25 protein-coding genes are annotated in these 26,649 nt (G+C 73.0%); 10 read left to right on the top strand and 15 right to left on the bottom strand.

Annotated features, from left to right (window positions below):
- Positions 1 to 28 precede the first annotated feature (28 nt).
- The 4 genes from meaB to LQ326_RS20495 form a co-directional block, all read right to left on the bottom strand.
- Positions 29 to 1,027, bottom strand: a complete 999-nt coding sequence (gene meaB / locus LQ326_RS20510) for a methylmalonyl Co-A mutase-associated GTPase MeaB (protein ID WP_234538690.1) — start codon at positions 1,025 to 1,027, stop codon at positions 29 to 31.
- Entirely contained in the window at positions 1,024 to 3,183 is a 2,160-nt protein-coding gene (scpA, locus tag LQ326_RS20505; protein WP_234538689.1) for a methylmalonyl-CoA mutase, read from the bottom strand. The genes meaB and scpA overlap by 4 nt, the downstream gene beginning before the upstream one ends.
- Positions 3,183 to 4,988: a methylmalonyl-CoA mutase subunit beta gene (locus LQ326_RS20500; RefSeq protein ID WP_234538688.1), complete on the bottom strand. Its 1,806-nt coding sequence runs from the start codon at positions 4,986 to 4,988 to the stop codon at positions 3,183 to 3,185. Before LQ326_RS20500 ends, scpA begins: the two co-directional genes overlap by 1 nt.
- A 113-nt stretch (positions 4,989 to 5,101) precedes the next feature.
- Positions 5,102 to 5,599: a MarR family winged helix-turn-helix transcriptional regulator gene (locus LQ326_RS20495; RefSeq protein WP_234538687.1), complete on the bottom strand. Its 498-nt coding sequence runs from the start codon at positions 5,597 to 5,599 to the stop codon at positions 5,102 to 5,104.
- Positions 5,600 to 5,699: 100 nt separating this feature from the next.
- Here LQ326_RS20495 and LQ326_RS20490 point away from each other — a divergent pair, with 100 nt between their 5' ends.
- Entirely contained in the window at positions 5,700 to 6,215 is a 516-nt protein-coding gene (locus tag LQ326_RS20490; RefSeq protein ID WP_234538685.1) for a YceI family protein, read from the top strand.
- Between the two features lie 83 nt (positions 6,216 to 6,298).
- On the opposite strand, the gene LQ326_RS20485 is transcribed toward LQ326_RS20490, so the two are convergent.
- On the bottom strand, positions 6,299 to 7,996 hold the full coding sequence (locus LQ326_RS20485; protein ID WP_234538683.1) for a hypothetical protein: 1,698 nt from the start codon (positions 7,994 to 7,996) through the stop codon (positions 6,299 to 6,301).
- A gap of 292 nt (positions 7,997 to 8,288) precedes the next feature.
- On the opposite strand from LQ326_RS20485, the gene LQ326_RS20480 reads away from it, so the two are divergent.
- The 6 genes from LQ326_RS20480 (at position 8,289) to LQ326_RS20455 (ending at position 13,448) form a co-directional block, all read left to right on the top strand.
- Positions 8,289 to 8,678, top strand: a complete 390-nt coding sequence (locus tag LQ326_RS20480; protein WP_181807701.1) for a cell division protein SepF — start codon at positions 8,289 to 8,291, stop codon at positions 8,676 to 8,678.
- Positions 8,679 to 8,884: 206 nt separating this feature from the next.
- Positions 8,885 to 10,174 carry an AAA family ATPase gene (locus LQ326_RS20475; RefSeq protein ID WP_434056954.1) on the top strand — a complete coding sequence of 430 codons (1,290 nt, stop codon included), beginning with the start codon at positions 8,885 to 8,887 and terminating at the stop codon, positions 10,172 to 10,174.
- Positions 10,171 to 10,545 carry a nucleotide pyrophosphohydrolase gene (locus tag LQ326_RS20470; RefSeq protein ID WP_234538679.1) on the top strand — a complete coding sequence of 125 codons (375 nt, stop codon included), beginning with the start codon at positions 10,171 to 10,173 and terminating at the stop codon, positions 10,543 to 10,545. The genes LQ326_RS20475 and LQ326_RS20470 overlap by 4 nt, the downstream gene beginning before the upstream one ends.
- A 148-nt stretch (positions 10,546 to 10,693) precedes the next feature.
- A complete protein-coding gene (locus LQ326_RS20465) occupies positions 10,694 to 11,152 on the top strand; it encodes a DUF6099 family protein (RefSeq protein WP_234538678.1) in 459 nt (152 codons plus the stop codon).
- A 346-nt stretch (positions 11,153 to 11,498) separates the two neighbouring features.
- Positions 11,499 to 12,422 (top strand): LLM class F420-dependent oxidoreductase, encoded by a 924-nt coding sequence (locus LQ326_RS20460; RefSeq protein ID WP_234538677.1) that lies wholly within the window; start codon positions 11,499 to 11,501, stop codon positions 12,420 to 12,422.
- A 99-nt stretch (positions 12,423 to 12,521) separates the two neighbouring features.
- Positions 12,522 to 13,448, top strand: coding sequence for a DUF4232 domain-containing protein (locus LQ326_RS20455; protein WP_234538676.1), 927 nt, complete (start codon positions 12,522 to 12,524; stop codon positions 13,446 to 13,448).
- Between the two features lie 67 nt (positions 13,449 to 13,515).
- On the opposite strand, the gene LQ326_RS20450 is transcribed toward LQ326_RS20455, so the two are convergent.
- Both LQ326_RS20450 and LQ326_RS20445 read right to left on the bottom strand, forming a co-directional pair.
- Complete coding sequence (locus LQ326_RS20450; protein ID WP_234538675.1) at positions 13,516 to 14,148, bottom strand: TetR/AcrR family transcriptional regulator; 633 nt, start codon at positions 14,146 to 14,148, stop codon at positions 13,516 to 13,518.
- Positions 14,145 to 14,780: a TetR/AcrR family transcriptional regulator gene (locus LQ326_RS20445; protein WP_234538674.1), complete on the bottom strand. Its 636-nt coding sequence runs from the start codon at positions 14,778 to 14,780 to the stop codon at positions 14,145 to 14,147. The genes LQ326_RS20450 and LQ326_RS20445 overlap by 4 nt, the downstream gene beginning before the upstream one ends.
- A 209-nt stretch (positions 14,781 to 14,989) precedes the next feature.
- Between LQ326_RS20445 and LQ326_RS20440 the strand changes: the two genes are divergently transcribed.
- From LQ326_RS20440 to LQ326_RS20430, 3 genes are all read left to right on the top strand, one after another.
- Positions 14,990 to 16,240, top strand: a complete 1,251-nt coding sequence (locus LQ326_RS20440; protein ID WP_234538673.1) for a flavin reductase family protein — start codon at positions 14,990 to 14,992, stop codon at positions 16,238 to 16,240.
- A gap of 158 nt (positions 16,241 to 16,398) precedes the next feature.
- A complete protein-coding gene (locus LQ326_RS20435) occupies positions 16,399 to 17,241 on the top strand; it encodes an alpha/beta fold hydrolase (RefSeq protein WP_234538672.1) in 843 nt (280 codons plus the stop codon).
- Between the two features lie 65 nt (positions 17,242 to 17,306).
- Positions 17,307 to 18,140, top strand: coding sequence for an alpha/beta fold hydrolase (locus LQ326_RS20430; protein WP_234538670.1), 834 nt, complete (start codon positions 17,307 to 17,309; stop codon positions 18,138 to 18,140).
- Positions 18,141 to 18,227: 87 nt separating this feature from the next.
- On the opposite strand, the gene LQ326_RS20425 is transcribed toward LQ326_RS20430, so the two are convergent.
- From LQ326_RS20425 to LQ326_RS20390, 8 genes are read right to left on the bottom strand one after another with little or no spacing between them, the layout of a single operon-like run.
- Positions 18,228 to 19,616, bottom strand: a complete 1,389-nt coding sequence (locus LQ326_RS20425) for an FAD-dependent oxidoreductase (RefSeq protein WP_234538668.1) — start codon at positions 19,614 to 19,616, stop codon at positions 18,228 to 18,230.
- Positions 19,617 to 19,618: 2 nt separating this feature from the next.
- The gene (locus LQ326_RS20420) at positions 19,619 to 20,431 is read right to left on the bottom strand and encodes an aspartate/glutamate racemase family protein (RefSeq protein ID WP_234538666.1); all 813 of its coding nucleotides are present in this window, start codon (positions 20,429 to 20,431) and stop codon (positions 19,619 to 19,621) included.
- A gap of 1 nt (position 20,432) precedes the next feature.
- A complete protein-coding gene (locus LQ326_RS20415) occupies positions 20,433 to 21,887 on the bottom strand; it encodes an FAD-dependent oxidoreductase (protein WP_268207326.1) in 1,455 nt (484 codons plus the stop codon).
- Positions 21,884 to 22,474 carry a cysteine hydrolase family protein gene (locus tag LQ326_RS20410; RefSeq protein ID WP_234538664.1) on the bottom strand — a complete coding sequence of 197 codons (591 nt, stop codon included), beginning with the start codon at positions 22,472 to 22,474 and terminating at the stop codon, positions 21,884 to 21,886. Before LQ326_RS20410 ends, LQ326_RS20415 begins: the two co-directional genes overlap by 4 nt.
- Before the next feature lie 55 nt (positions 22,475 to 22,529).
- Entirely contained in the window at positions 22,530 to 23,300 is a 771-nt protein-coding gene (locus LQ326_RS20405) for an SDR family NAD(P)-dependent oxidoreductase (protein WP_234538663.1), read from the bottom strand.
- Complete coding sequence (locus tag LQ326_RS20400) at positions 23,294 to 24,724, bottom strand: FAD-dependent oxidoreductase (protein ID WP_234538660.1); 1,431 nt, start codon at positions 24,722 to 24,724, stop codon at positions 23,294 to 23,296. Before LQ326_RS20400 ends, LQ326_RS20405 begins: the two co-directional genes overlap by 7 nt.
- Positions 24,721 to 25,677: an isocitrate lyase/PEP mutase family protein gene (locus LQ326_RS20395; protein WP_234538658.1), complete on the bottom strand. Its 957-nt coding sequence runs from the start codon at positions 25,675 to 25,677 to the stop codon at positions 24,721 to 24,723. The genes LQ326_RS20400 and LQ326_RS20395 overlap by 4 nt, the downstream gene beginning before the upstream one ends.
- Positions 25,674 to 26,621 (bottom strand): VOC family protein, encoded by a 948-nt coding sequence (locus LQ326_RS20390; RefSeq protein WP_234538655.1) that lies wholly within the window; start codon positions 26,619 to 26,621, stop codon positions 25,674 to 25,676. Before LQ326_RS20390 ends, LQ326_RS20395 begins: the two co-directional genes overlap by 4 nt.
- Between the last annotated feature and the right edge of the window lie 28 nt (positions 26,622 to 26,649).

Genomic DNA, 26,649 nt, shown 5'->3' with positions numbered 1-26,649 from the left:
TCGCCCGGCCCCGCGGGGCGCTCCAGGGTCAGCCGGCCCGAGGGTCCCCGGCCGGCTCGCCGAACGCCTTCAGGATGCGCTCGGCGGCCAGCGTCGCCGTCAACGTGCCCTCCCTGACCTGCTGTTCGAGGCCGGGGGCGGCCGCGCGCACCGCCGGGTGGGCGGCCAGCCGGCCGAGCAGTTCGTCCCGGACCATCGACCAGGTCCATCCCACCTGCTGCTCCCGGCGTTTGCCGGCGAGCCGCCCGGCGGAGTCCAGCACCGCCCGGTGCTGCTCAAGCCGTTCCCAGACCAGCTCCAGACCGGTCGACTCCCGCGCGCTGCAACTGAGCACCGGGGGAGTCCAGAACGCGTCCTTGCCGTGCATCAGGCGCAGGGCGCCCGCCAATTCCCGTGCCGCGGACCGGGCGTCGCGTTCGTGCGGGCCGTCCGCCTTGTTGACGGCGATCACATCGGCGAGTTCCAGGACGCCCTTCTTGATGCCCTGGAGCTGGTCGCCGGTGCGGGCCAGGCTGAGCAGCAGGAAGGAGTCGACCATGTCGGCGACCGCGGTCTCGGACTGGCCGACGCCGACCGTCTCGACCAGGACCACGTCGTATCCGGCCGCCTCCATGACCACCATCGACTCGCGGGTCGCCTTGGCGACCCCGCCGAGGGTGCCCGCGCTGGGGGAGGGGCGGACGAAGGCGTCCGGGTCGACCGCCAGCCGCTCCATGCGCGTCTTGTCGCCGAGGATGGAGCCGCCGGTGCGGGTGGACGACGGGTCCACGGCCAGGACCGCCACCCGGTGCCCCAGCCCCGTCAGCAGGGTGCCGAACGCGTCGATGAACGTCGACTTGCCCACGCCCGGCACCCCGCTGACGCCGATCCGCCGCGCCCGGCCGCTGTGCGGGAGCAGCTCGGTGAGCAACTCCTGTGCCAGCGCCCGGTGTTGTGGCCGGGTGGACTCGACGAGGGTGATGGCGCGGGCGATGACCGCGCGCCTCCCGTCGAGCACACCCTTCACATAGGCGTCGACATCGATCACAGGTCGTGCCCGAGTTCCGCCGACAGCCGCTTCACCAGGTCGTAGGCCGCGTCGGGGATCACCGTCCCGGGCGGGAACACGGCCGTGGCGCCCATCTCCAGGAGGGTCGGCACGTCCTGCGGCGGGATGACCCCGCCGACCACGATCATGATGTCCGCCCGGCCCTCCTCGGCGAGCTGCTCGCGCAGCGCCGGTACGAGGGTGAGGTGGCCGGCTGCCAGCGAGGACACGCCGACCACGTGGACGTCCGCCTCCACCGCCTGGCGGGCGACCTCCTCGGGGGTCTGGAACAGCGGGCCGACGTCGACGTCGAAGCCGAGGTCGGCGAAGGCGGTGGCGATCACCTTCTGGCCGCGGTCGTGGCCGTCCTGGCCCATCTTGGCGACCAGGATGCGCGGGCGGCGCCCCTCGGCCTCGTCGAAGGCGTCGACCAGGGCCCGGGTGCGGTCCACGTTCGGGGACTCGCCTGCTTCGTTGCGGTACACACCGGAGATCGTACGGATCTGGCCGGCGTGCCGGCCGTACACCTTCTCCAGGGCGTCGGAGATCTCGCCGACGGTCGCCTTGGCGCGGGCCGCGTGCACCGCCAGCTCCAGCAGGTTGCCGTCGCCGTCCGCAGCCCGGGTCAGCGCGTCGAGCGCGTCCCGGCACGCCGTCTCGTCGCGCTCGGCCCGCAGCCGCCGCAGCTTCTCGATCTGCTGGGCACGCACCGAGGAGTTGTCGACCTTGAGGACCTCGATCGCCTCGTCGGCCTCCACTCGGTACTTGTTGACGCCGATCACCGGCTGCCGTCCGGAGTCGATCCGGGCCTGGGTGCGGGCCGCCGCCTCCTCCACGCGCAGCTTCGGGATGCCGGCGTCGATGGCCTGTGCCATGCCGCCCGCCTGCTCGACCTCCTGGATGTGCGCCCAGGCCTTGCGGGCGAGGTCGTACGTCAGGCGCTCCACGTAGGCGCTGCCGCCCCACGGGTCGATGACCCTGGTGGTGCCCGACTCCTGCTGGATGAGCAGCTGGGTGTTGCGGGCGATGCGCGCCGAGAAGTCGGTGGGCAGGGCGAGGGCCTCGTCGAGGGCGTTGGTGTGCAGCGACTGGGTGTGGCCCTGGGTCGCCGCCATCGCCTCGACGCAGGTGCGGGTGACGTTGTTGAAGACGTCCTGCGCGGTCAGCGACCAGCCCGAGGTCTGCGAATGGGTGCGCAGGGAGAGGGACTTGGTGTTCTTCGGCTCGAACTGGGAGACCAGCTTGGCCCACAGCAGCCTGGCCGCCCGCAACTTGGCGATCTCCATGAAGAAGTTCATGCCGATCGCCCAGAAGAAGGAGAGCCGGGGCGCGAACGCGTCCACGTCCAGGCCCGCCTCCCGGCCCGCCCGGAGGTACTCGACGCCGTCCGCGAGCGTGTACGCCAGCTCCAGGTCGGCGGTGGCGCCCGCCTCCTGGATGTGGTAGCCCGAGATGGAGATCGAGTTGTAGCGGGGCATCCGCTGCGAGGTGTACGCGAAGATGTCGGAGATGATCCGCATCGACGGCTTCGGCGGATAGATGTAGGTGTTGCGGACCATGAACTCCTTGAGGATGTCGTTCTGGATGGTCCCGGCCAGCTTCTCCGGCGGTACGCCCTGTTCCTCCGCCGCCACGATGTAGAGCGCGAGGACGGGGAGCACCGCGCCGTTCATCGTCATCGACACCGTCATCCGGTCCAGCGGGATGCCGTCGAACAGCTGCCGCATGTCGAGGATCGAGTCGATGGCCACGCCCGCCATGCCGACGTCACCGGTCACCCGCGGGTGGTCGCTGTCGTAACCCCGGTGCGTGGGCAGGTCGAAGGCGACCGACAGGCCCTTCTGGCCGGCCGCCAGGTTGCGCCGGTAGAACGCGTTGGACTCCTCGGCGGTGGAGAAGCCCGCGTACTGGCGGATGGTCCAGGGCTGGTTGACGTACATCGTCGGGTACGGGCCGCGCAGGTACGGCGCGATGCCCGGGTAGGTCCCGAGGAAGTCGAGGCCCTCCAGGTCCCGGCCGGTGTAGAGCGGCTTGACCCCGATGCCCTCCGGGGTCTCCCACAGCGGCAGGTCACCGCCGGCCGTCCGCCACTGATCGGCGCTGCCCTCGGCGTGCGGGGTCCCCAGCTCGATGCCGGAGAAGTCGGGGATTCCCATCAGGACACTCCCATGCGGTCGAGGGTCTCGGACAGCACGGCCACGGCGTCGCAGCCTGCGAAGACGTAGGAGTCGACGCCGGTGAACCCGCCCCGGCCCGCGAGGGCCACGTGCCGGGCACCGGCCGCCTTCAGCGACTCGGCGGCCTGCTCGGCCTGTTCGGCGTAGAGCGCGTCGCTGGAGCAGAGCACCGCCTCGGTGGCGCCGCTCTCCTCGAAACCGCCCTCGGTGACGGGTTCGATGCCGCCGGCCTGGAAGAGGTTGGCCGCGAAGGCGGCGCGGGCGGTGTGGGCGGCGGCCGGGCCGAGCCTCGCCAGGTAGATCCGGGGGCGGCTGCCCGTCGCCGCGAGGTGGGCGTCCGAGCGGGCGCGCAGCTCCTCGTACGCCTCGTCCCGGCGCACCCGGGGCAGGCCCCCCGACGGCGGCTCGGGCGCGGGCTCGCGCTCCACCGGCTTCTCGGCGAGCAGCGGGAACTCGCTGACCCCGGTGATGGGTTCGTGGCGCTTGGCGAGCTTCTTGGAGCGCGCGGCCCAGGTGGTCGCGAGGTCGGTGCGCAGCCGGCCGGAGCGGAGCACGGCCGCCTGCCCGCCGTCCCGTTCGATGGTCCGGAAGAACTCCCAGCCGGCGTGGGCGAGTTCGTCGGTCAGTTGCTCCACGTACCAGGAACCGCCGGCCGGGTCGATCACCCGGGCCAGGTGCGACTCCTCGACCAGGATCGTCGAGGTGTTCCGGGCGATCCGGCGGGCGAACGCGTCCGGCAGACCGATCGCGTGGTCGAACGGCAGCACGGTGACGGAGTCCGCGCCGGCCACCCCGGCGGCCAGCGTCGCGACCGTCGTGCGGAGCATGTTCACCCACGGGTCGCGGCGGCTCATCATCACCGGCGAGGTGACGGCGTGCTGCACCTGGGCGCCCGCGCCGGCCGCCCCGCTGACCTCGGCGACCCGCGCCCACAGCCGTCGGGCGGCGCGCAGCTTGGCGATGGTCAGGAACTGGTCGGCAGTCGCCGCGTACCTGAACTCCAGCTGCCCGAGGGCCTGTTCGACACCGAGACCGGCCTCGGTGAGCTCGCGCAGGTAGGTCACCGCGGTGGCCAGCGAGGCACCCAGCTCCTGTGCGGCCGAGCCGCCGGCCTCGTGGTACGGCAGCGCGTCCACGGTCAGTGCGCGCAGCCCCGGGAACTCCTCGGCCACGCGCCGGGTGAGCGCGGCGAAGGCGGCGAAGTCCAGGGACTCGCCCGTGCGGGCCTCGTACCCGAGCGGGTCGGCGCCCAGGTTGCCGCGTACGGCCTTGGGGTCGACGCCCTTCTCGTCGTACAGCCGGAACAGTTCGGCCGCCGCCGCCTCGGTGTCCCGGCCCGCGTCCAGGACCACCGGGGCCAGGTCGAGGTAGACGCCGTCGAGGGCGCGGGCGAGGCCGGGCACCGGGATGCCGCCCCGGCCCACGAGCAGCCAGAGCGAGGTGACGCCGTTCTCCAGGTCGGTCAGGACCGCGCCGTCGGGGGCCGCCGCGTGCCGCTGCCGTACGTCCCAGCCGCCGGTGACGCCGCCCTCCGGACGGCCGCCGCGCACATACGGCGCGAAGCCGGGCAGGCCGGGGTCGGGCGCGGTGTCGCGCGCGGTGTACAGGGGACGGGTGCGCAGCCCGTCCTCCAGCGTCGTGGACAGAGCGTCCTCGGCGGCCTCGCCCGAGACTTCCTTGCCCGACTTGCGCAGCACACCTTCGACCAGGCGTTGCCACTGCTCGTGCGTCGCGTCAGGGAACTCGGCGGCCAGTGAGAGCCCGTCGTCAGGCAGGACCGTCATGCTCGGATGCTAGGGCAGACCGCTGGAACCGTGCCGTTGGCAGGGCTGTGACCTTGCCCTCTCCGTGGCTGTGACCTGCGCCTCCCGGGGATGGAGTGGCCGGATTCGTACGGTCAGGGCGTGTCGTCGGCGAGCCTGGGGACGAGCGCGCACAGCGCCTCGCGCTGCTCCGGTCCGATGACGTGGCCGACCGCCTGCGCGACGGTCCCGGCAAGGGCGGCGGAGGCGTCCTGGAGCTGTCGGCGGGCCTTGTCGGTGAGGGCGACCTCGATGCCCCGCTTGTCGCCGCAGGCGGCCCTGCGGGTGACCAGGCCGGCGTGCTGGAGGCAGGCGATCTGGTAGGTGAGGCGGGTCTTGGGGCGGCCCAGCAGCTCGGCGATCCGGGTCATGCGCACGCCTTCGCGCGGCTGTTCGGCCAGCAGGCACAGGATCAGGAACTCGTCGTGCGAGACGGCCAGCGTCTCCTTCACGACCGACCGCAGCCGCTGCTCCACCGCACCGGTCGCGGCCAGCAGCAGCATCCAGGCGCGCAGCTCGGGCGGGAGCAGCCCGCCGCCCTTCAGGGAGGGGCATTCGGGCAGCTCGGCGGGGTCTTCCTGGGCGGCGGCCATGGCATCGAGTCTACCTGTTGTCCAAATTTGGATAGTGGGCTAGCGTGCAGCCGTACCGCAGTCATCCAAATTTGGACCATCAATGGATCGGAGCACGGCCATGACCGTCACCGTGGAAACCGGCCTCTGGCAGCTCGACCCGACCGCTTCCGCCGTCGCCGTCCGGCACAAGACCTTCTGGGGCCTGGTCACCGTCAAGGGCACCTTCACGGGGGTCACCGGCCGGGGCGAGGTGTCCGCCGACGGCACCGCCACCGGCACCCTGGTGCTCGACGCGGCCTCGCTCGACACGAAGAACAAGAAGCGCGACGAGCACCTGCGTTCGGCCCACTTCTTCGACGTCGCCAACCACCCGGAGATCACCTTCGCGGTGCGCGGTGCCGAGCGGGGCGCGGGCGACGCCGTGCGGGTCGACGGTCAGCTGACCGTCCGGGGCGTCAGCAGGCCCCAGCAGGTCACCGCGAAGCTTGTCCCGGCGGACGCCGACGGGCTGACGCTGGAGGCGGAGTTCACGGTGGTGCGCGAGGAGTTCGGCCTCACGCTCAACCAGATGGGCATGATGGGCGGCCCGACCACCGTCACCGCCACCCTGCGCTTCATCCGCGCGGCGGCCTGACGGCCCGGCCGCCCTGACGGCCCGGCCGCCCTGACGGCCCGGCCGCCCTGACGGCCCGGCCGCCTGACGGCCCGGCCTGCGGCCTAGCGGACCGTGCGCCGGAGTTTGACGTCCTGGCTGGACAACGTCTGCGGATCCGCCGTGAAGGCGCGCAGCCGGATCCGGGTGCTCGGCTTGGCGGGGATGCCGAACCGGCCGTTCGCCGGCTTGAGTTCGACACTCGCCGTGCCGTGCCCGGGAATCGTCGCCGGACCCCGCACCCGAAGCCAGTACATGCTCATGCCCTGGCCGGTGGTCAGCGTGTAGTGCGGAGTGAGCGGCACGCTCCCCGTGTTGACCACCTTCAGCGTCATCTCCCGGACCACCGAGGGATGGTGCCTGGCGCGCCGCAGGGCGGTGATCTCCATCCGCAGCGGTGGCTTGCCGGACACCGCGAGCCCCGCGCTCACCAGCGCCGGGGTGAGCAGCAGGACAACCGTCGCGATCAGGGCGGGACGGCGGCGGGGGCCGGTCAGCGGGGCCGGACGCGGCTGCCAGGCCCGCTGGAACTCCGACAGCGGAACGGTGACGGCCGCCGCCAGCCACAGCGGGGTCATCAGCAGGTAGTAGCCGTCCTGGGAGCGGGTCGCCAGGAAGAAGGCGAGCCACGGCAGCACGGTCGCCGCCGGTCCGAGCCGCCGTACGAACAGCACGAACAGGGCCAGCAGGGCCGCCGCGAGGAGCATGCTCGCGTGCGAGTACCAGTCGATCCGGTCGCTGCCGTTCGTGTAGTAGAGGGTGATGCCCACCAGGCCCTGACCGTGCACCACGGCGTCCTGGATCAGCGGCAGCGCGATCCCGCGGAGCCAGCGGCCTCCCTCGGACACGATGAAGTACGTGTTGATCAGCAGCCAGACCGTGACGGCCACGCCGGCCACCCGCAGGACCACCAGAGCGGCGGCCCGGCCGCCGAGCTCCCCGCGCCGCACCGCGTAGATCCCGGCCAGCAGGAACGGCGTGACGAACCACGGCAGCTGCTGCGCGGCGCAGGCGGCCCCCAGGCACGCCGCCCGCGCGATCCCGGCCGTGCCCAGCCGGCCGCCCTGCCCGATCCGCGGCCAGCGCACCGCCACCGGGATCAGCAGCGCCAGGGCGATGACCGCCGGGTAGCCGACCCGGGCGTACGCGGGCAGGAAGCCGAAGGCCAGGCAGGCCAGCGTCGCCGCCGACCGCCACGGCACCGGGAGCATCCGCCACAGCGCGACCGTGCCGGCGATCAGCGCGCCGGTGCACGCCGCCGTCGCCGGGGCGCCGTGGTGGCCGAGCCACAGCAGCGGGGCGGTCAGCAGCGGGGCCAGCGGGGGGTAGCCGTAGGTGTAGTCGTACCCGCCGCCTATGGTCGGCGTGAGGGCGACGCCCTTGCTGTGGAACAGCCAGGGCCAGGCCTGGCCGTAGACGGGGTGGCCGGCGACCAGTTCCTTGGCGGCCTGGGTGGTGAGGGCCGCCTCGTCGCCGCCGCTGTGGTTCAGGGCCCAGGCGCACAGCGCGAGCGTCACCGCCGTGACCAGGACCACCAGGTCGAGGCGGGCCAGTGAGCGGGTGCCGCGGACCGTCAGCGCCAGTACGCCGGTCACCAGGATCGACACGTAGCAGACGGAGATCAGGGCCGCCAGGACCAGGTGGTGCGTCGCCGCCTGGGTCCACACCGACCGGGTCCCGATGAACAGACCGATGTCGGCGAGGAGGGTCAGGACGCGGTGCCAGGGAAGGGGGGCTCCGGCATCGCCCGGAGCGGCGGACACCGCCGACTGTGTCCGCCGGTCGGGTGTCACCTGTTGTTTTTCTGCCAAGTGCACGGATCGGACGGTATTCGCGGGCGGTGAGCGAGGCGTCACAGAAGGAGAAGAGTCCGGTGTGAGGGCGGTAAGAAGCCCCTAATGCGCGTCAATCGCCTGAATATCGGCAAGATCACTTCTTTCGTGCGCGGGCGACCGGAAACGTTCGCGCACCGTGTCGCTGTTGGGCCGAACGGGTGACTTGGCGTAAGAATTGGCTGGTGCAGGCAACGAGTGCGAGTCAGGTCGGGGGGAGCCGGTGAGCCGTTACGACGTCACCGATGAACAGTGGGAGGGGCTCGCCCAGGTCGTACCGCTGCGGGGCCGCGACGCGTGGCCGTCGGCGGTGGGCCACCGTGCGCTGCCGGACGCGGAGACCGAGACGCGCCGCCGTTTCGTCGTCCTGCGGGTCAATGTCTTCGCCGACGCCCGTGACGTCGCCGAGACGCTGATGGCCGGCATACCGGTCCTGCTCGACCTGACCGGTGCCGAGACGGAGGTCGCCAAGCGTGTCCTCGACTTCAGTACGGGCGTGGTCTTCGGCCTGGCCAGCGGAATGCACCGCGTCGACCGCAACGTCTTCCTGCTCACCCCGCCGGGCACGGAGGTCAGCGGGCTGATGGAGGGGGCGGGGGTGTCGGGGGGCTGAGGGGCCCGCTCGGCCGGGGACCGGACCACCGGGCGTCCCTCGATCGTAGGAAGATCCCGACGGCGGAACGGTTCGCCGCGCGACCGGAGGCCTACGGTCCGGCCATGCCCGTGCCCTCCGCCTCGTCCGCGTCCCGCCCTGCTGCTCCTTCCGCTCGTTCCGCCCCGGGCGACACCCCGGCCCCGCCGCCGTCGCCCGAAGACGCGATGCCGTCGGCGCCGCCGAGCGCGCCGACGGGAACCGACGGCCCGCCGCCCGAGGGCTCCCGCCGGTCGGGCTCGGGTGCGTCGGGTCGGTTGCCGGAGGTGGTTTCGTCTGCTCGCTCGGGTGGTCGGGAAGGGGCGTCGGCCGGTGCGCCGGCATCCGCTCCCGCGCACCGTCGGGACCCGCGTCCCCGCGTCACCGAGCTGCGGCTCTCCGCGTTCGCCCGGCATCGTGGCGCGAGCTTTCCCGTCGGGCGGGTCACGCTGTTCGCCGGGCCCAGCGGGAGCGGGAAGAGCGCGGTGCTCGCGGCCTACGAGGCGCTCGCGCGGCTCGGGGGCGGGGCCGCGCTCGCGGAGGTGTTCCCGGACCCGGGCGCGCTGGTGCCGGAGCGGGCCCGGCCCGACGCGCAGCGGCGGCGGGGCTTCCGTATCGGATGTACGGCGGACGGCGCCGAGGGCCCCGTGCGGCTCGACGTCGCCGTACAGGCCGAACCCGAACTGCGCGTCGTCGGCGAGCGGTTGACCGCCGGTGGGCTGGTGCTCCTGGAGACCGCGCTGCGTGACCCGGGCCGGCCGGCCGTACAGGCCGCCTGGCACACCGCCGGCTCCGCGCCGGTGACCCGGGCCCCGCTTCCCGACGACCGCCTCGGCACCGCCCTGCTGCCGCTGCGCGTCGCCGGGAAGACGGACGGCCAGCGACAGGTCCTCGCCGCCGCCGAGCAGATGGTCGTCGCCCTGCGGTCGGTCTTCCCGTGCGACCCCCGGCCCGAGGGGATGCGCACCCCCGTTCTCACCGGCTCCGGACGGCTGCTGCGCGGCTGCGACAACCTCGCCGACGTCGTGTGGCGCACCCGCTCAGAGTGCGGCCGCCGGCACGCCCAGCTCGTCGACGCGGTGCGCACCGGCTGCGCCGGCCCCGTGGCCGACCTGCTCGCCGAACCGCTCGGCGACGGCACGGTACGGGCACTGCTGGACCGCGGCGACGGCCACCGCACCGAGCTGGAGCGGCTCGGCGACGGCGAACTGCGCTACCTCGCCCTCGCCCTGGTCCTCTTCACCGGCCCCGGCGTCCTCGCGGTCGACGCCCCCGGCGAGGTTCCCGACGCCATGCGCGGTCTCACCGTGCTCGCCGACGGCTTCGACCGCTGCCTCGACCCCCACCAGCGCACCCAACTCCTGCGCACCGCCGTCCGGATGGGCGAACGCGGCCACATCCGCCTCGTCGGCGCGGTGAGCGACGCCTCGTGGGCCGGCGGAGCGGAGGCGGTCACGGTGGTACACCTGGACGCGTGACCGACGAACCCCTCGACGTGGCGAAACTCCAGCGCCGGCTGGCCGAGTTCGCCGCTGCCCGCGACTGGCGGCAGTACCACACCCCCAAGAACCTGGTGGCCGCCCTGAGCGTGGAGGCCTCCGAACTGCTGGAGATCTTCCAGTGGTTGACCCCGGAGGAGTCGTCCCGGGTGATGGCCGACCCCGGCACCGCGCACCGGGTCACGGACGAGGTCGCCGACGTCCTCGCCTATCTCCTCCAGCTCTGCGAGGTCCTGGGCATCGATCCGCTGGCCGCGCTGAACGCCAAGATCGACCGCAACGAGAAGCGCTTTCCGCCGCCTGGCGGCCCGGGGACGGACCAGGGCGGAGAATGCGACCCTCCGAATTAACACTGGGTAGTTGAAATCCCGCCCGAATCCGAATCGTTGTCCACAGATTTCCGTCTTACTCTGGCTCGACGTCTCGGGAACACTCACTCTGGGTAGTGAACTACTGAGCGCGGCAAGGCAGTTCGAACGGACGAAGACGGGGCGACGGATGGACGCGATGCGGCTCATAGGGGTGAGCAGGCGGGCGCTGGCGCGTGGCGCGGGCGTCGCGGAGATGATGACCGAGGTGTGGCAGGCCCAGGCCCTGGCCCAGGCGATCGGCAGCAGGCTGGCCGTCTCCGGCCCGCCCGAGCTGCGCGGCGAGGCCCTCGGCCTGACCGAGCTGGCGGGCCGGGGCTGCGGCGTGCTCGGCACCCCCGACCTGGACCCCGGCACCCTGCGCGCCGCCCAGCTCACCGAACTGGACGACGCCCGCCAGACCCTGCTGGGCCTCGGCGGTCTCCTGGGTGAGGTCGGCATCGCGCTGGTCGGCATGGCCAGCGCCGCGGCCGACGAAGGGGTGTACTGGCAGTGCATGGAGGCCATCGACGCGGCCGACGAGTCCCGGGACAGGGTGCTGGAGATGCTCCGCAAGCTGGCGGCCCGGGAGGAGGTCCGCGACGGCTAGTGCTGTGACCGGAAAGGTTTGCCGGAAAGCTCGCGGCGTCCGGTGCGGTGCATCGCAAGGCGGAGTATCGCCCTCGTACTGGATGTACTCGGGTGATGCGACAACGCGGCGAGGTGCCGTGCCGGGCGTCGCGAGCCGGTGAACCTTTCCGGTCGCAGCACTAGGTGGTGTCTCCTGGGCGAGGCCGGCCTCTTCCCTCGGGGCCGTCGCGGATCACCCGACGATCACCGCGGCCGCCGGTGACCGCCCCGTGGACCCACGGCTGACGGCATTCACCCGAGGGCGGATGTCCGTGCCGGGCGATGCCGATGCGGCCGACGGGGCGGGGGCCGTGCAGGATGGGGGTATGGACCTTCGTATCTTCACCGAACCCCAGCAGGGCGCGAGCTACGACACCCTCCTCGCCGTCGCCAAGGCCACCGAGGACCTCGGTTTCGACGCCTTCTTCCGGTCCGACCACTACCTGAAGATGGGTGACGTGGACGGCCTGCCCGGCCCCACCGACGCCTGGATCACCCTCGCCGGACTCGCCCGCGAGACCAAGCGGATCCGCCTCGGCACCCTCATGACCGCGGCGACCTTCCGGCTGCCCGGCGTGCTCGCCATCCAGGTCGCCCAGGTCGACCAGATGTCCGGCGGACGGGTCGAACTCGGCCTCGGCGCGGGCTGGTTCGAGGAGGAGCACAAGGCGTACGGCATCCCCTTCCCGAAGGAGAAGTTCGGCCGTCTGGAGGAGCAGCTGGCGATCGTCACCGGACTCTGGGGAACCAAGCCCGGCGACACCTTCGACTTCCACGGCACCTACTACGACCTCACCGGCTCGCCCGCGCTGCCCAAGCCCGCCCAGGCGCGCATCCCGGTGCTGATCGGCGGCCAGGGCGCCACCCGCACCCCCAAGCTGACCGCCCGCTACGCCGACGAGTTCAACATGCCGTTCGCCTCGGTCGAGGACAGCGAGCGGCAGTTCGGCCGGGTGCGCGCCGCCGCCGAGGCGGCCGGCCGGGGCCCGGACGAGCTGACGTACTCCAACGCCCTCGTGGTCTGCGTCGGCAAGGACGACCAGGAGGTCGCCCGCCGCGCCGCCGTGATCGGCCGGGAGGTCGACGAGCTGAAGGCCAACGGCCTGGCCGGCACCCCCGACGAGGTCGTCGAGAAGATCGGCCGCTACGCCGGGATCGGCTCCCGCCGCCTCTACCTCCAGATCCTTGATCTCTCCGACCTGGACCACCTGGAGCTGATCTCCGACCGGGTCAAGTCGCAGCTGCCGTAACCGGGCGGGGTCGCGCATCCGGTCGGCTGTGACAGGGCTGTGACCGGAACTATGGCCTCCGTCACGGCCGTTGGGGGATCGCCCTGATGAGGTGACCGGATGCGCAGACCACACCCCCGTCTCCTCGCCCCTGCCGTCGTCCTTCTGCTGGCCACGGCCTGCGGCACGGAGCGCGCGGACCCGAGCGGTGGTGTGGGCGCGGCCGGGCCGGCGCCCCGCGCCGCGGTCACCGACCCCCCGGTGGACGGCGTCCGGATCACCTCGGTCACCATTCCGACCGCCTCCCCGACCCCGTCCGCCCAACTGGGCCTGGTCCACGCGGACCCGCTGCCCGGCGACTCCGGCGTCTTCGCCGCCTACCAGGTCACCAACGACGGCGACGAAGCCATGACCTACACCGTGCATTTCGACTTCACGACGGACACCGGCGCGGTCATGGCCGACAAGAAGGTGACCGTGGCCGCGGTCCAGCCCGGCCGCAGCACCAGCGGAACCGTCCACCTCGGAGTGCTCGCCCCGGGCGCTTCCCCGGTGACCCGGGTGAAGGTCGCCGAGGTCACCAAGGTCCCCGCCGACGAGGCCCCGGCCGAGACGGGCGCCTGTCCCTCCTCGGGGGTGCGGCTGTGGGCCGACGACGGCGACGCCGCGATGGGCCTGCGCGTCGTCGGACTCCATCTGGAGAACTGCGGAAAGCGCGACTACGCGCTCGACGGCTACCCGGAGCTGAGCCTCCTGGACGACGACCGCGAGCCCGTCGAGGGCATCCGCATCCTGCGCGGCGGCGCCGCCATCGCTTCGGGAACCGGGTTCGACGACCCGCCGGGCCCCCTCGTCCTGAAGCCCGGTGAGTCCGCGCTCTCCGGTCTGGTCTGGCGCAACACGACGCAGGCGGGCACGGCGGTGAACGTGCCCTACGTCCGCGTTCTGGCGAAGCCGGGCGCGGCGCCCGTGACGGTCACGCCGGGCCTGGATCTCGGGACCACGGGGAAGCTCGGCGTCGGCGCCTGGAAGCGGGCCGACCGATGACGCGGGAAGAACTCCCCGGCCCCGCACACCCCCCGACGACCCGTGCCGCGACGACAGGGGCGGCTGGTCAGCTGGTGGCCCTGCCCGTCGGCGGGAGGCAGGCGAGTACGCCGGACAGGAGGTCGACGTACTCCTCGGGGTCCCAGTCGGGGTAGATCTGCGAGCCGACGGCCGAGCCGTCGGCGAAGGCGACGACGAGGGTGGCGACGTCGTCGGCCTGGTCCGCCGGCGTGCTCTGCTCGACGCGGCGCGCCCAGGCGGAGATCATCCGCTTGACCTGGAGGCGGCAGTCGAGGAAGGCGCGGCGGGTCTTGGCGTAGGTGTCGTTCTTCTCCAGGAGGACCTGCATCCCGACGCGCATGAAGTCGGGGACCATGCCGAGGGTCTGGTAGGAGACGCCCAGGACGTTGCGGACGCCCTCCCCGAGCGTCGCTCCTTCCTCGGCCTCCCACCGGGGCACGGTCACCAGCCAGTCGGCGAAGCTGTGCCGGACCACCTCGGCGAAGAGTCCGTCCTTGTCCTCGAAGTGCCAGTAGACCGAGCTGACCGGCAGGCCCGAGCGCCGGCACACGGCCGCGATCGTCGTGCCGGCCACTCCGTGGGTCCTGGCCAGCTCACCGGCCGCCCTGAGGATGCGGTCGGCCGACCGGGCGGTCGTCTCCTCCTCGGGCACCGACGTGGGTTCCGGCCGCGCGTTCATGCCGCTGCTCCTGTCCGGGAGAGGTACTCGGCGAGGCCCAGGGCGACGAGGCTGACGACACGCTTGACGTCGCGGCCGCCGGTCGAGCGGACGTGCATGAAGAGGCCGTCCATGAGCATCATGTGGAACCGGGCGAGGCGCCGCGGCAGCCGCGGGTCCTCCGTCACCGCCTCGGGCCGCAGGACCCGGACCCACCAGTCGGTGATCTCGGTCTCGGTGTTCTGCCGGACCTCGGCGTAGAGGCGGCGCGCGGCCGGTTCCTTGATCCGCTGCTGGAGGGTGAGCAGGAGCCCCAGGGACCAGAACTCCGGCGAGGACGTGAGCGAGACGGCGGCCCGCTGGAACCGTGCCTCGACCTCCTCGGCGACCGAACCGTTCTCGACGGGGCCGGACCAGGTCGGAACGAGTGCCCGCCACTCGCGGTAAGAGAATTCGAGGGTCGCGGCGAGCAGGGCGTCCTTGCTCCGGAAGTGCCAGTAGATCGAGCTCGCGGGCAGCCCCGTCGCCTCGGTCACGGCGGCTACCGTCGTGCCGTCGTAGCCGTTGCGTGCCGCGATCTCGAGCGTCGCCTCGAGGATCGCGCGCCGTGACTCGTCCCCCTGGCGGTGGCGGCGATCGGTCTTGCGTGGCACTGCTTCGCTCTCCCCCTGCTGCCGGGCTCGGGCCGGAAGCGTCCGGCTCCTGTCACTGTAACAGGAGTTCCGGAAGCTGTTGTTCTCTCGCTGCTGCGGACCGCGCTCAATTCCTGTGCTGGTGCACGCGAAACCTTGCGCCACCCGGCCGCAGACCCTACCTTTCGCTGTAGTGGGCACTACAGAGTCGTGGACAGTGAGGTGACGCCGTGATCGATTCCCAGCAGGCGGGCGAGCCAGGAGCCGTCGACCCCGCGCACTACCGGGAGGTCATGGGGCACTATCCCACCGGTGTGGCCGTGGTGACCGGGACGGCGGAGTCGGGAGAACCGGTCGGAATGGTCGTCGGCACCTTCACGTCGGTCTCCCTCGACCCGCCGCTCGTCTCCTTCATGCCGAAGACGACGTCGGGGACCTTCGCCCTCATGCGCGACGCGGGAACCTTCTGCGTCAACGTCCTCGCGCACGACCAGCTCGACGTGTGCCGGGCGCTGGCGGTGCCGCGGCCGGGGAAGTTCGACGACGTCGCGTGGTCCGCGTCGGCATACGGCGCGCCCGCCCTCGACGGTGCCGTCGCGCACATCCACTGCACCCTCGACCGGGTCGTCCCCGCCGGCGACCACCTCATCGTCCTGTGCCGCGTCCAGGACATGTCGGTCACCCGGCCCGCGACACCGTTGCTCTTCTTCCAGGGCGGCTACGGCGGCTTCTCGCCGGGCGGTCTCGCGGCGCGCGGCGACGCCGAGCTCATCGAGGCGGTCCGGCTCGCCGATGTCGGGCGGGCGGCGACCGAGCGGCTCGCGCGCGAGCACGGGTGCGAGGCGGCCCTCCTCGTCGCCGTGAACGACCACGAACTCACCACCGCGGTATGCGCGTTCGGTGGCAGCGCCCGGCCGCAGGAGCAGCTCGGGCGGCGGGTGCCGCTCATGCCCCCGCTCGGCGAGGCGTACATCGCGTGGGCGCCCGAGGCGACCGTCGAGGCGTGGCTGCGGCGCGCGTCCTCGCAGGAGCCCGCCGTCGTCGAGGAGTACCGTCGCCGCCTCAAGACGGTCCACGAGGTCGGATACGCGATGTCCCGGATCCAGCCCGAGGGCGGCCCGCAGTACGGCGACCTCACCGAGGCGATGCGGGAGTACGCCGCGGGGGAGCTGACGCCGGCCCGCGAGCGCGCCGTCCGGGCGGTGATCTCCGGCGCGTCCCCGTTCTACGAGACGTGCGAGGTCGTCGACGGCGAGACCTACGACCTGGGCGCGATCGTCGGCCCCGTCCTCGGCCCGGACGGCTCGGTCGCGCTGTGCCTCCGGCTCGGCCAGCTGCCCCGAGGGGCCGACGCACATCAGGTGCGCCGGTGGACCGCCGCCCTGGCGGAGGCCGCGGCCAGGATCTCGCGCAGCCTCGAGACGCGGGCGGGCGACCAGTACGCCGCGTGGCAGGCGACGACCGGCGACTACCTCATGTGAGCGAAGGGGCGGTGAGGGGTGCCGGTCCCGGGTCGGGGCGGCTCCTCCGGGCAAATAAGTTGTGCACGACTTATTTGCGCACAACTTAATTTGTCGCTATGTTTCTCGGTGTCGCCACCCGCTCAGGGGCGGCACCCCGAGGAACAGAGGACTCCACCATGCGCATCGCCCGCCGCTCGACCCGTTCCGCCGGCAGGTTCGGCCTGCTCGCCGCCACCGCGGCCGCCGGGCTGTCCGTCATGGCGGTGGCCGTCCCCGGTGTGGCCGGCGCGGCGCCCCGCCACCAGGCCCGGCCGACGATCGTGCTGGAGCACGGGGCGTTCGCCGACGCCTCGAGCTGGGACGGGGTCGTCAGCCGACTCCAGCGCGACGGCTATCCGGTGGTGGCCGCCGCCAACCCGCTGCGCGGCCCGGCCACCGACGCCGCCTACCTGCGCAGTGTCGTCGAGCACATCGACGGACCCGTGGTCCTGGTCGGTCACTCCTACGGCGGCACCGTCATCAGCCAGGCCGCCGCCGGGCTCGAGAAGAAGGTCAAGGCGCTGGTCTACATCGCGGCGTTCCTGCCCGACACCGGCGAGAGCTCGCTCGGCCTGACGGACAAGTTCCCCGGCAGCACCCTCGGCCAGGCGATCGAGTCGGTGAACTACACCCTGCCGGACGGCGGCCAGGGCGCCGACGTCTACATCAAGCCGGACAAGTTCCACCAGCAGTTCGCCGCCGACGTACCGGCGGACAAGGCACGGCTCATGGCCGCCGGACAGCGCCCGATCGCCGCCGCCGCTCTGGAGGAGAAGTCCACCGCGGCCGCCTGGAAGACGATCCCCTCCTGGTCGCTCGTGACCACCCAGGACCGCAACATCCCCGTGGCCGCCCAGCGCTTCATGTCCGCCCGGGCACACGCCCGCACCACCGAGATCGACGCCTCGCACGCGGTCTCCGTCTCGCACCCCGGCGCCGTCACCCGCGTCGTCGAACAGGCGGCCCGCAACCTTCGCTGACCGGCGTCCGCCCCCGCACCCCTTCCGCAGCACCGAACCCACACCGAAAGGCAGCGACAACCACCATGGGCTTCATCACCGTCGGCCAGGAGAACTCCACCCCCGTCGACCTCTACTACGAGGACCACGGCACCGGACAGCCGGTCGTGCTGATCCACGGCTACCCGCTCGACGGCCACTCCTGGGAGAAGCAGGCGGCCGCCCTGCTGGCCGCCGGCTACCGGGTCATCACGTACGACCGGCGCGGCTTCGGCCGCTCCAGCCAGCCCACCACCGGCTACGACTACGACACCTTCGCCGCCGACCTCAACACCGTCCTGGAGACCCTCGACCTGACCGACGTCGTCCTCGTCGGCTTCTCCATGGGCACCGGCGAAGTCGGCCGGTACCTGGGCACCTACGGCTCGGCCCGGATCGCCAAGGCGGCCTTCCTCGCCTCCCTCGAGCCGTTCCTGCTCAAGACCGACGACAACGCCGACGGCGTGGACGGCGCCGTGTTCGAGGGCATCAAGCAGGCCGTCACCGCCGACCGCTACGCCTACTTCACCGCGTTCTACCAGGACTTCTACAACCTGGACGACAACCTGGGCACCCGGATCAGCGAGGAGGCGGTCCGCAACAGCTGGAACGTCGCCGCCGGCGCGTCCTGGTACGCCTCCCTGGCCTGCGTGTCGACCTGGACCACCGACTTCCGGGCCGACGTCGCCAAGATCGACGTACCGGCTCTGATCCTGCACGGCACCGCCGACCGCATCCTGCCGATCGAGGCGACCGCGGAGCCGTTCCACCGGGCGCTCCCGCAGGCCGAGTACGTCGTTGTCGAGGGCGCCCCGCACGGCCTGCTGTGGACCCACGCGCAGGAGGTCACCGACGCCCTGCTCGCCTTCCTGGCCAGGTGACGGGCCGCTCCCCGCTCGGAACACCATGAACCACGCGCACCCCGCCGCCGTCGCCACGGTGGCGGGGTGTCGTCGCGAACCGGCCTCTCACCGGGGGAGGCCGCCGCCGGTGCCGGCGGCGAGGTCGTTGCCGACGATCCAGCCCATGCCCATCGCGGCGAGCAGCCCGTTGCCCGAGCTGTAGCCGGCGGAGTCGGGGCCCGCGAGCCCGACGGCCGTTCCGCCGCCCGCGCGCAGACCGGCGACGGCCGAACCGTCCTTGCGGAGCACCCGGCCGTGGGTGTCGATCGCGGCTCCTCCCTGGGTCGTGAGGACGCCGTGGGTCAGCCAGGCGTAGTGGAACGGCGCGACGAGGCGACGGCGGCCGTCGATCGGCTCGAGGGCGCGCTCCAGGAGCAGCGGGTCCATGCGGACGTCCCGGGCCAGGGACACGAGGTCCGCGGCGCTGCCGAGGGCACCGGCCTTCGCCGATTCGCGCATCATCTCCGAGTGCGCGGCGACGAGGTCGGCCTCGTCGTCCCAGATCATCAGGGCGCGCTCGTTCGGCTGGGCGGCGACGTGCGGGGCGAGCCCCGAGTAACCGTGCGCCTGTTCGTCGACGAACCGCTCGCCGCGGGTGTTCACGAGGACGGCGCCGAGCCAGGGCAGGTTCGGGTTGACCCGGGTGCCGTGCATCGTGACCTGGCCGTGGCGCAGGCAGGCGCCCATGTTGCGGAACTCGGCGCCGAGGCCGCGCAGCCAGGCGACGGCGTCTCCGGTCGCGGTGCTCACACCCCCGTGGAACGGGTCGCCGAGTCCGGCGCAGAACTCGCGCATCAGCGCCCGGTTGCCGGCGAAGCCGTCCGTGGCGAGGACCGTCGTCCGCGCGGCGACGGTCAGGGCCGTGCCGTTCTGGCGGGCCGTGACCCCGACGACACGGGCCTGCGGTCCCGAGCCGTCCACCCGCAAGCCGGTCACCGGTGTCTCGTCGAGGAGGGCGACGTTGGGACGGGCGGCGAGGATGCCGCGGAGGTGGCTGACGAGCGGGCCGCCGCCACGGCGCTGCGGGTCGGTGTGCAGGCGGGGCACGGAGATGCCGTGCCTGGTCATGTCGGTGCCGACCTCGAGCGGGTAGCCGAGGTCGGCGGCGATCCAGTGGACGTAGTGGGGCGCGGCCGCGGTCAGCGCCTCGACCAGCGGGCGGTGCCGGTCGTCGCCGTTCTCGGCGAGGATGTCCGCGGCGTGCCGCGCGGGTGAGTCGTCGATCCCCGCGGCGGCCTGGAAACGGGTACCCCCGGCGGCGAGGCTGCCGCTCGACACCTGCGCGTTGCAGCCGTCCCGCGTGCTCTTCTCCAGGACGGCGACGACGAGGTCGGGGTTCTCTGACGCGCGGAGGCCGGCGACGAGCCCGCAGGCCCCCGCGCCGGCCACGACGACGTCGACCACGACGTCCTCGGCGTTCTTGGCGTTCTTGGCGTTCTTGGCGTTCTCGGCCACGGTCACCGCCCGTCGGCCGGGAGGCCGCTCGTGCCGTAGAAGTCCCGGGCCGCGCCCACGAGTTCGCGCGGTGGCTGTTCATGGTGGAAGCCGGAGCGGGAGGCGACCAGCCCGGCGTCGCGGTACTGCCGGGCCCGCATCTGGGCGACCTGGAGGCAGGTGCCGAGGGAGTCGAGGACGGGAACGCCGTCGACACGGCTCACACCGTGGTCGGCGAGGAAGACGTTGAGCGGGCCCTCCCCGGGGACGATGACGCGAGCGCCGGCCGCGACCGCCTCGCGGGCCGCCGCCGTGAACGCCGCGACCAGAGCGTCCGGCGCGGCGTACGCGGCCATGACGTCGGTGAACTCCGCGGCGACCTGGCGGATCGGCCCGACGATCCGGTCCAGGCCGTAGACCAGCATGTTCCGGCGCAGTTGCGGTTCGAGGGCCCCGATGAAATTGACGATCCCGACGGTGGAGCCGAGGGTCGCGGCCAGGAGGACCGAGGTCTGCCCGAGCGTGATGACGGGGATGTCGACGAGGCTGCGGCACTCCTCGTACGCCGTGTCCGGGATCGTCGCGATGAGGAACGCGTCGTAGCCCTCGTCCTGGGCGCGCAGGGCCGCGTGCACGAACTGCTCCTTGTGCAGCCCGGACAGATAGGCGTAGCGGATGTGCGTGCCCGGGTAGTCGCTCGGGTAGGTACCGGGCGCCATTCCGTGCAGGACGACCTCCGTGCCCGGCGCGGCCACCGAGCCGAGGTGGCGCGCCAGCGCGTCCCGGTAGTGCGGGACGTCGTCGAGAACCGTGAAGGACTGGTGCCAGATCCGCATGTCAGACCGCCTTCGCCGCGGCGTGCGCGCCCGCGATCTTCCCGAACGTCGCGCCGCGCAGGACCGAGGTGGAGCCGGTGTAGTTCGAGTAGTACAGGCCGGTCAGCTCGCCGGCGGCGTACAGGCCCGGGATGACGCGGCCGTCCCTGTCCACCACGCGTGAGGAGGCGTCGACCTTGAGGCCGCCGAAGGTGAAGACGTTCGCGGCCATCACGGGGTAGGCGACGAAGGGGCCCCGGGCGACGGGCCGGGCCCAGTTCGACTTCGGGGGTGTGACGCCCGTCGTGGCGAGTCCGTCGGGCCGGGTGGGGTCCCACTCGCCGTCCGGGCACGCGGCGTTGTACGCGTCGATCGTCTCGGTGAGGGTGTCCGGGTCGACGCCGATCGCCTGGGCGAGCGCCGCGATCGTGTCGCCGCGCACCGGCTTCTCCTCGGTGCGGATGGCGGTCCTGAGGTTCGGGACGGCCTGGGCGTCGGCGTCGAGGATCATCCAGGCCATGCCCCTCGGCTGGGCGTGGATGTCGCGGGTCGTCCGTTCGTACCACGCGTCGACCGGGCCGCGCGCCTCGTCGACGAACCGGCGTCCCTCGACGTTGACGAGGACGCCGTAGGTGAAGGCCATGATCGCCGCCTCCGGGTCGCCGGAGCGCGGGTCGACGGGCTCGGCGTGGAAGAGGCTGAAGTTGCCGGCGGTCGCGGCGCCCGCGGCGATCGCCATCTCGATGCCCTCGCCCTTGTTGTAGTTGCCGCCGCGGGCGACGGGCCGGCAGGTCATCCCCTTGTCGCCGTGGTAGCGGGCCATCATCTCGGCGTTGCCCTGGTAGCCGCCGCAGGCGAGGACGACCCGGCCCGAGAAGACGGTCCTGGCTCCGGTGGCGTCGGTCGTGACGAGGCCGGTCACCGCACCGTCGCCGGCGACGACGAGGTCGCGGGCGGTCGTCTCGTAGAACCGGTCGACGCCGAGCCCGACGGCCTCGCGGCCGAGGGTCTCGACGAGCGCGAGGCCGCCGCCGACCGGTGCGAGGCGGGTCGTGGAGACGGTGAGGAACAGCGTCGGCAGCTCACCGAAGGAGATGCCGTGGCCCTCCAGCCAGCGCAGCGTCGGCCCCGCGTGGTCGGCGAACGCGGCGACGTAGTCGAGGTCGACGACCTGGTGGGCGCGCAGCAGCGGGTTGCGTCGCGCGAAGTCGAGTGCGGAGTCGGCGACGACGCCCGGGTCCGGGTGGCCCATGAAGTCGTCGACGATCGCCTCGGCGAGGCCGTCGGCGACCTCGTCGAGCGACTTCATCCGCAGGTACGCCTCGGTGTACCGGGTGTTGCCGCCGCTCTCCCGCTCGGTCGCACGGTCCAGGAGCGCGACGCGGGCCCCGGCCTCCGCCGCGCTGATCGCGGCGCTGAGGCCCGCGATGCCACTGCCGGCGACGACGACGTCGTAGGTCTTCTCGCTCGTGCTCATGTCCAGCTCCCGATGACGTCGTCGGCCGAGGAGACCGTGCCGAAGAGGGGAAGGGTCGCGGTGACGGCGTGCTCGTGCAGGGCGGGTGCCGGGGCCGCGCACATGTCCTCGACGACCGTGACCCGCAGGCCGGAGTCGGAGGCGTGCCGGGCGGCGGACTCGACGACGAGGTGCGTGGCGATGCCGCCGAGGACGACGTGGCCGACGCTGTCGGCGGCGAGCACGTCGCGCAGCGGCGTCCCGATGAACGGGTTGACGCAGCCCTTGTCGACGACGGGCTCACCGTCGGCCGGGGCGAGTTCGGCGACGATCCGCGCCTCCGGCGAGTCGCCCAGCATCGTGCGGTTCGCGGGATAGCCGTCGAAGCGTGCCAGGCGGTTGGTGCGCAGGCCATAGGTGGGGTCGAAGGCGAGCCGGACGTGGAAGACGGGGATCCGCGCGGACCGGGCGGCGTCCAGGACCCGGCGGGCCGTCCTGAGGACGCCGCGCTCGCGGACGGCGGCGGCGAGCGGCGGGGCCAGGCAGCGGTCTCCCTCCTCGGCCAGGCCGGTCTGGTAGTCGAGCAGGAGCAGGGCGGTGCGGGTCATCGAGCGGTCCTCAAGTCGGTCGGGGAGGGGCGGTCGGGGCTCTCGGGAGCGGTGGTCACCATGCGGACCAGCCGCCGTCGGCGTACAGGACCTGGCCGGTCACGTAGGCCGAGGCGGCGGACGCGAGGAAGACCACCGGTCCGGCGAGGTCGGCGGCGGGGTCGCCGAGACGGCCGAGCATCGTCCGCTGCTCGAACCAGGTGAGCCGGTCGGGGGTCTCGGCCAGCGGGGCGGTCATCGCGGTCGGGTAGAAGACGGCCGGGGCGAGGGCGTTGACGTTCACGCCGGAGTGCCCGAGTTCGGCGGCGAGGGAGCGCGTGACGTTGACGATTCCCGCCTTGCTCGCGTAGTAGGCGCTCTCGGGGACGGGGCCGACGCGTTCGGCGTAGACGGTCGTGAGGTTGACGATCCGGCCGCCGCCGGCCGCCGCGAGCCGGGGACCGAACTCGCGGCCGACGAGCCAGGTACCGGTCAGGTTGACCCGGACCACGTGCTCGAACTCCGCCAGACTGGTGTGCTCGACCTCCTTGCGCAGCATGACGCCGGCCGCGTTGACGACGACGTCGATCCCGCCGTGGGCGGCGGCGACGGAGTCCGCGAGCGCGCGGACGGACGCCTCGGAGGTGACGTCGACGGTGTGGCGCAAGGCGCCGCCGCAGGCCCGGGCGGTCTCGGCGAGAAGGCCCTGCTGGGTTTCGAGGTCGGCGAGGGCGACGGTCGCCCCGTGGTCGAAGAGGCCGCGGGCGGCCGCGGCGCCGAGTCCCCCGGCCGCGGCTCCGATGACGAGGGCGACCTTGCCCGTCAGGTCGAACAGGGCGCTCACCACGTCAGCTCGCTCTCCTCGGCCGCCGCACAGGTGCCCGCGACCCGGCCGAAGACCGCGGACTTGCCGATCGAGGTGCCGGTCATGTACCCGGCGCCGTGGAAGCCGCCGACGAGTTCGCCGGCCGCGTACAGCCGCGGGATCGGCTCGCCGAAGGCGTCGAGGACCCGCATCGCCGGGTCGACGGTGACCCCGCAGTACGTCGCGAGGACGACCGTCCCCGACAGCTGGGCGTAGAACGGCGGCTTGTCCACGGGGCGGCGCTCACCGACGCCGCCGACCAGGTGGACCCGGCCGAAGGCGTCCGGTTCGCCCCGCGCGATCGCGTCGTTGTACTGCGCGACGGTCGCCTCCAGGACGCCGGGCTCGGTGCCGAGCCCGGCGGCCAGTTCCCCGATCGTGCCGGCGGTCTGGAGCATCCCGGCCCGCAGCCGGTCGCCGAAGTCGTAGATGGGGACCTCGTCGTTGGTCTCGGCCATCGTCGTGGCGTCGAAGACCTGCCAGGTGCGGGCCGTCGGCCGGGCGAGGCTGGCGTCGCCGAGCGCCTTGTAGGGGATCGACTCGTCGACGAAGCGGTGTCCGGCGCGGTCGACGGCGATCGCGCCCTTGTAGACGGCCAGGATCCCGGTGCCGTCCTCGCCGGGGTGCGGCTCGTGGTAGATGCCGTAGGTGCCCTTGACGTAGGGCAGGTCGCGCATGCCCGCACCGAGCTGCCAGGCCATGAGCAGGCCGTCGCCGCGGTTCTCGGCGCCGCCGGCGAGGAGCGCGTCCTTCATCTGCGGGGCGAAGCGGGCCAGCATGTCCCGGCTGCGGGAGAAGCCGCCGGTCGCGAGGACGACGGCGTCGGCGCGGACCTCCTGGCGGCGGCCGTCGCGCTCCACCTCGGCGCCGACCACGCGGCCGTCCTCCCGCAGCAGCCGTCGCGCGCCGGTGCCGGGCACCAGGCGGGCACCGAGCCGGCCGGCGGCCGTGAAGACCGCGCGCAGCATGGCGGTCGTGTCGCTCGGGTGCGACCTCGGCACGCTCTGCCCGGAGGCGGCGTGGATGTGGCCGTAGTGGACGCCGAGTCCCTTCAGCCAGCGGTAGGTGTCGAGTTGGCGCCGGCAGTACAGGTCGACAAGCGCGGGGTCGTTGACGTGCCCGCCGGTGGTGAGGATGTCCTCGCGCAGCAGCTCGACCGAGTCGGTGATGCCCTGCTCGGCCTGCTCGTCGGTGCCCGCGAACGCCGACAGCCCGGCCGACCGCACGGTCGACCCGCCGAAGGTGTCCGCCTTCTCCAGGAGGACGGCGTACGCCCCCGCCTGCGCTGCCGCGAGCAGGGCGGCCGCGCCCGCGAGACCGCCGCCGAGGACGAGGACGCCGACCCGGCCGGGCAGCCCCGTCTCGACCGGCAGGCCCTCGGGCGGGATGCCGGGTTCCTCGCTCATGACGGCACCCCGGCGGCGTCGAAGTGGGCCTCGGCGGCGCTGAACTCGGGCAGGTGGAACAGGCTCTGGCGTTCCTGCCAGGTCGCCATCCGGTCGGCGTAGGCGGCGCTTCCCCCGCTGCCGCGGAGGTGGGCGAGCGCGTCGGCGCCGGCCCGGATCACGGCGCGCAGCAGGAAGTTCGCGTACAGCACGACACGGAAGCCGAGGGCGGCGTACTCGTCGAGGGTGAGCTGGGGCGTCTTGCCGCCCTCGACGACGTTGACGACGAGGGGGACGCCGGCGAGTTCGCGGCCGATCCGCTCCAGTTCCCCGACGGTGCGCGGCGCCTCGACGAAGAGGACGTCGGCGCCGGCGTCGGCGTAGCGGGAGGCGCGCCGCAGGGCCTCGTCGATGCCGAAGGCACTGCGCGCGTCGGTGCGCGCGACGAGCACGGTCGCCGGGTCCTCCAGCGCCTGCCGGGCGGCGACGAGTTTGGCCGCCATGTGCTCGGCGGGGATGAGGGCGTGGCGGTCGAAGTGCCCGCACCGCTTGGGCATTTCCTGGTCCTCCAGCTGGATCGCGGCCGCGCCGACCCGTTCGAGCATCCGTACCGCGCGCATCGCCGTGACCGGGCCGCCGAAGCCGGTGTCGGCGTCGACGACGAGCGGCAGCGTGGTGGCGGACGCGACCCGGTCGACGTGGGCGGCGACCTCGCCGAGGGAGATCAGGCCGAGGTCCGGCACGCCGAACTGGGCGTTGGCGAGGCCGGCGCCCGTGGCGTACGCGGCCGGGAATCCGGCGGACTCCACGAGCCGGGCGCCGAGGGCGTCGGTGACCCCGGGCAGCAGGAGCGGGCCGGTGGCGGGGCCGGTGAGCAGGGCCCGGAGGCGGGCGCGCCGCGCCGCCGGGGTGGGCGCGGGGCCGACCCCGGTCAGTGCGTCCGCGTCCGGGAAGGGCGCGGGGGCGCTGGTCACGGCTGGACCGGCCCGTCCGCGGCGGCCGGTCCGGCGGGCGGCTCGGGCAGCGGGTGCATGATGCCCGGCGGGCGGCCCTGGCCGTCCGGGTGCTGCTGGTGCCCCCAGACCGCGGTGCGGTCGTAGACCTTCGGCACCCAGTTCTCCTCGTCGACCTCCAGGCCGCCGAAGCCGTACTCGACGTGGACCGAGCTCGGCGTGCAGTGGTAGAAGCTGAACTGCTGGTCGTTGGTGTGCCGGCCGAGGGTGAGCGTGATCGGGACGCCCGTCTCCCGGGCGATCTCGTAGCCGGTGCCGACGTCGTCGAGCGAGCCGACCTGGATCATGAGGTGGTTGAGGCCGGCGACGCCCGGGGGGCACTGCCCGAGGGCGAGCGTGTGGTGGCGCGCGTTGCAGTGGTAGAAGCGGGCGTTGAGCCGGCCGGGGACGATGATCTTGTCGGAGAGGCGGAAGCCGAGCCGGGTGAAGAAGCGGTGGCCCTCCTCGATGTCCGGCATGAGCAGCAGGACGTGGCCGAGGCCCTGCTGGCCGGTCACGAAACCGGAGATCGCGCGGCCGGGGCGGAACGTCGACCGCTGGGCGGTGCGGCCCCAGGTGACCTCGTGGCGGAAGCCCCAGGGGTCGGTGAAGAAGAGGATCCGGTTGACGTCGCGGGCCGCGGCGAGCTCCGCGTCGCCGCGCCGGGCGGTGATGCCGGCGTCGGCGAGGGCCTTCTCGACCGTGTCCAGGTCCTCCTCCCGGTCGACGCCCCAGCCGATGTAGCGGGTCTCGTCCTGCTCGGCGGGGTGGATCTGGATGCGCCAGGGCGCGTCGTCGAACTTGATGCGGACGGCCCCGTCGGGGCCGGGGTCGGTGACCATGGCGCCCCACAGGCCGGTGGCCATCGGGGGCCACTCGTCCTTGTTCGGGGAGCCGACGCCGAGGTAGGCGAGGGAGGTGATCATTTCGGGGTCTCCTGGTGGTGTCGTGGCG

The sequence above is a fragment of the Streptomyces shenzhenensis genome (assembly GCF_021462265.1).
Taxonomy (GTDB): Bacteria; Actinomycetota; Actinomycetes; order Streptomycetales; family Streptomycetaceae; genus Streptomyces; species Streptomyces shenzhenensis.
This window is presented reverse-complemented; position numbering and strand designations above follow the sequence as displayed.

What these genes read in the sequence shown, in the direction of transcription:
- LQ326_RS20435 (WP_234538672.1), top strand. Translation starts at nt 16,399, where the DNA reads ATGCGCATCGCCCGCCGCTCGACCCGTTCCGCCGGCAGGTTCGGCCTG.
- LQ326_RS20460 (WP_234538677.1), top strand. Translation starts at nt 11,499, where the DNA reads ATGGACCTTCGTATCTTCACCGAACCCCAGCAGGGCGCGAGCTACGAC.
- LQ326_RS20455 (WP_234538676.1), top strand. Translation starts at nt 12,522, where the DNA reads ATGCGCAGACCACACCCCCGTCTCCTCGCCCCTGCCGTCGTCCTTCTG.
- scpA (WP_234538689.1), bottom strand. Translation starts at nt 3,183, where the DNA reads ATGGGAATCCCCGACTTCTCCGGCATCGAGCTGGGGACCCCGCACGCC.
- LQ326_RS20500 (WP_234538688.1), bottom strand. Translation starts at nt 4,988, where the DNA reads ATGACGGTCCTGCCTGACGACGGGCTCTCACTGGCCGCCGAGTTCCCT.
- LQ326_RS20490 (WP_234538685.1), top strand. Translation starts at nt 5,700, where the DNA reads ATGACCGTCACCGTGGAAACCGGCCTCTGGCAGCTCGACCCGACCGCT.
- LQ326_RS20410 (WP_234538664.1), bottom strand. Translation starts at nt 22,474, where the DNA reads ATGACCCGCACCGCCCTGCTCCTGCTCGACTACCAGACCGGCCTGGCC.
- LQ326_RS20430 (WP_234538670.1), top strand. Translation starts at nt 17,307, where the DNA reads ATGGGCTTCATCACCGTCGGCCAGGAGAACTCCACCCCCGTCGACCTC.
- LQ326_RS20495 (WP_234538687.1), bottom strand. Translation starts at nt 5,599, where the DNA reads ATGGCCGCCGCCCAGGAAGACCCCGCCGAGCTGCCCGAATGCCCCTCC.
- LQ326_RS20400 (WP_234538660.1), bottom strand. Translation starts at nt 24,724, where the DNA reads ATGAGCGAGGAACCCGGCATCCCGCCCGAGGGCCTGCCGGTCGAGACG.
- LQ326_RS20420 (WP_234538666.1), bottom strand. Translation starts at nt 20,431, where the DNA reads ATGCGGATCTGGCACCAGTCCTTCACGGTTCTCGACGACGTCCCGCAC.
- LQ326_RS20390 (WP_234538655.1), bottom strand. Translation starts at nt 26,621, where the DNA reads ATGATCACCTCCCTCGCCTACCTCGGCGTCGGCTCCCCGAACAAGGAC.
- LQ326_RS20415 (WP_268207326.1), bottom strand. Translation starts at nt 21,887, where the DNA reads ATGAGCACGAGCGAGAAGACCTACGACGTCGTCGTCGCCGGCAGTGGC.
- LQ326_RS20475 (WP_434056954.1), top strand. Translation starts at nt 8,885, where the DNA reads ATGCCGTCGGCGCCGCCGAGCGCGCCGACGGGAACCGACGGCCCGCCG.
- LQ326_RS20465 (WP_234538678.1), top strand. Translation starts at nt 10,694, where the DNA reads ATGGACGCGATGCGGCTCATAGGGGTGAGCAGGCGGGCGCTGGCGCGT.
- LQ326_RS20450 (WP_234538675.1), bottom strand. Translation starts at nt 14,148, where the DNA reads ATGAACGCGCGGCCGGAACCCACGTCGGTGCCCGAGGAGGAGACGACC.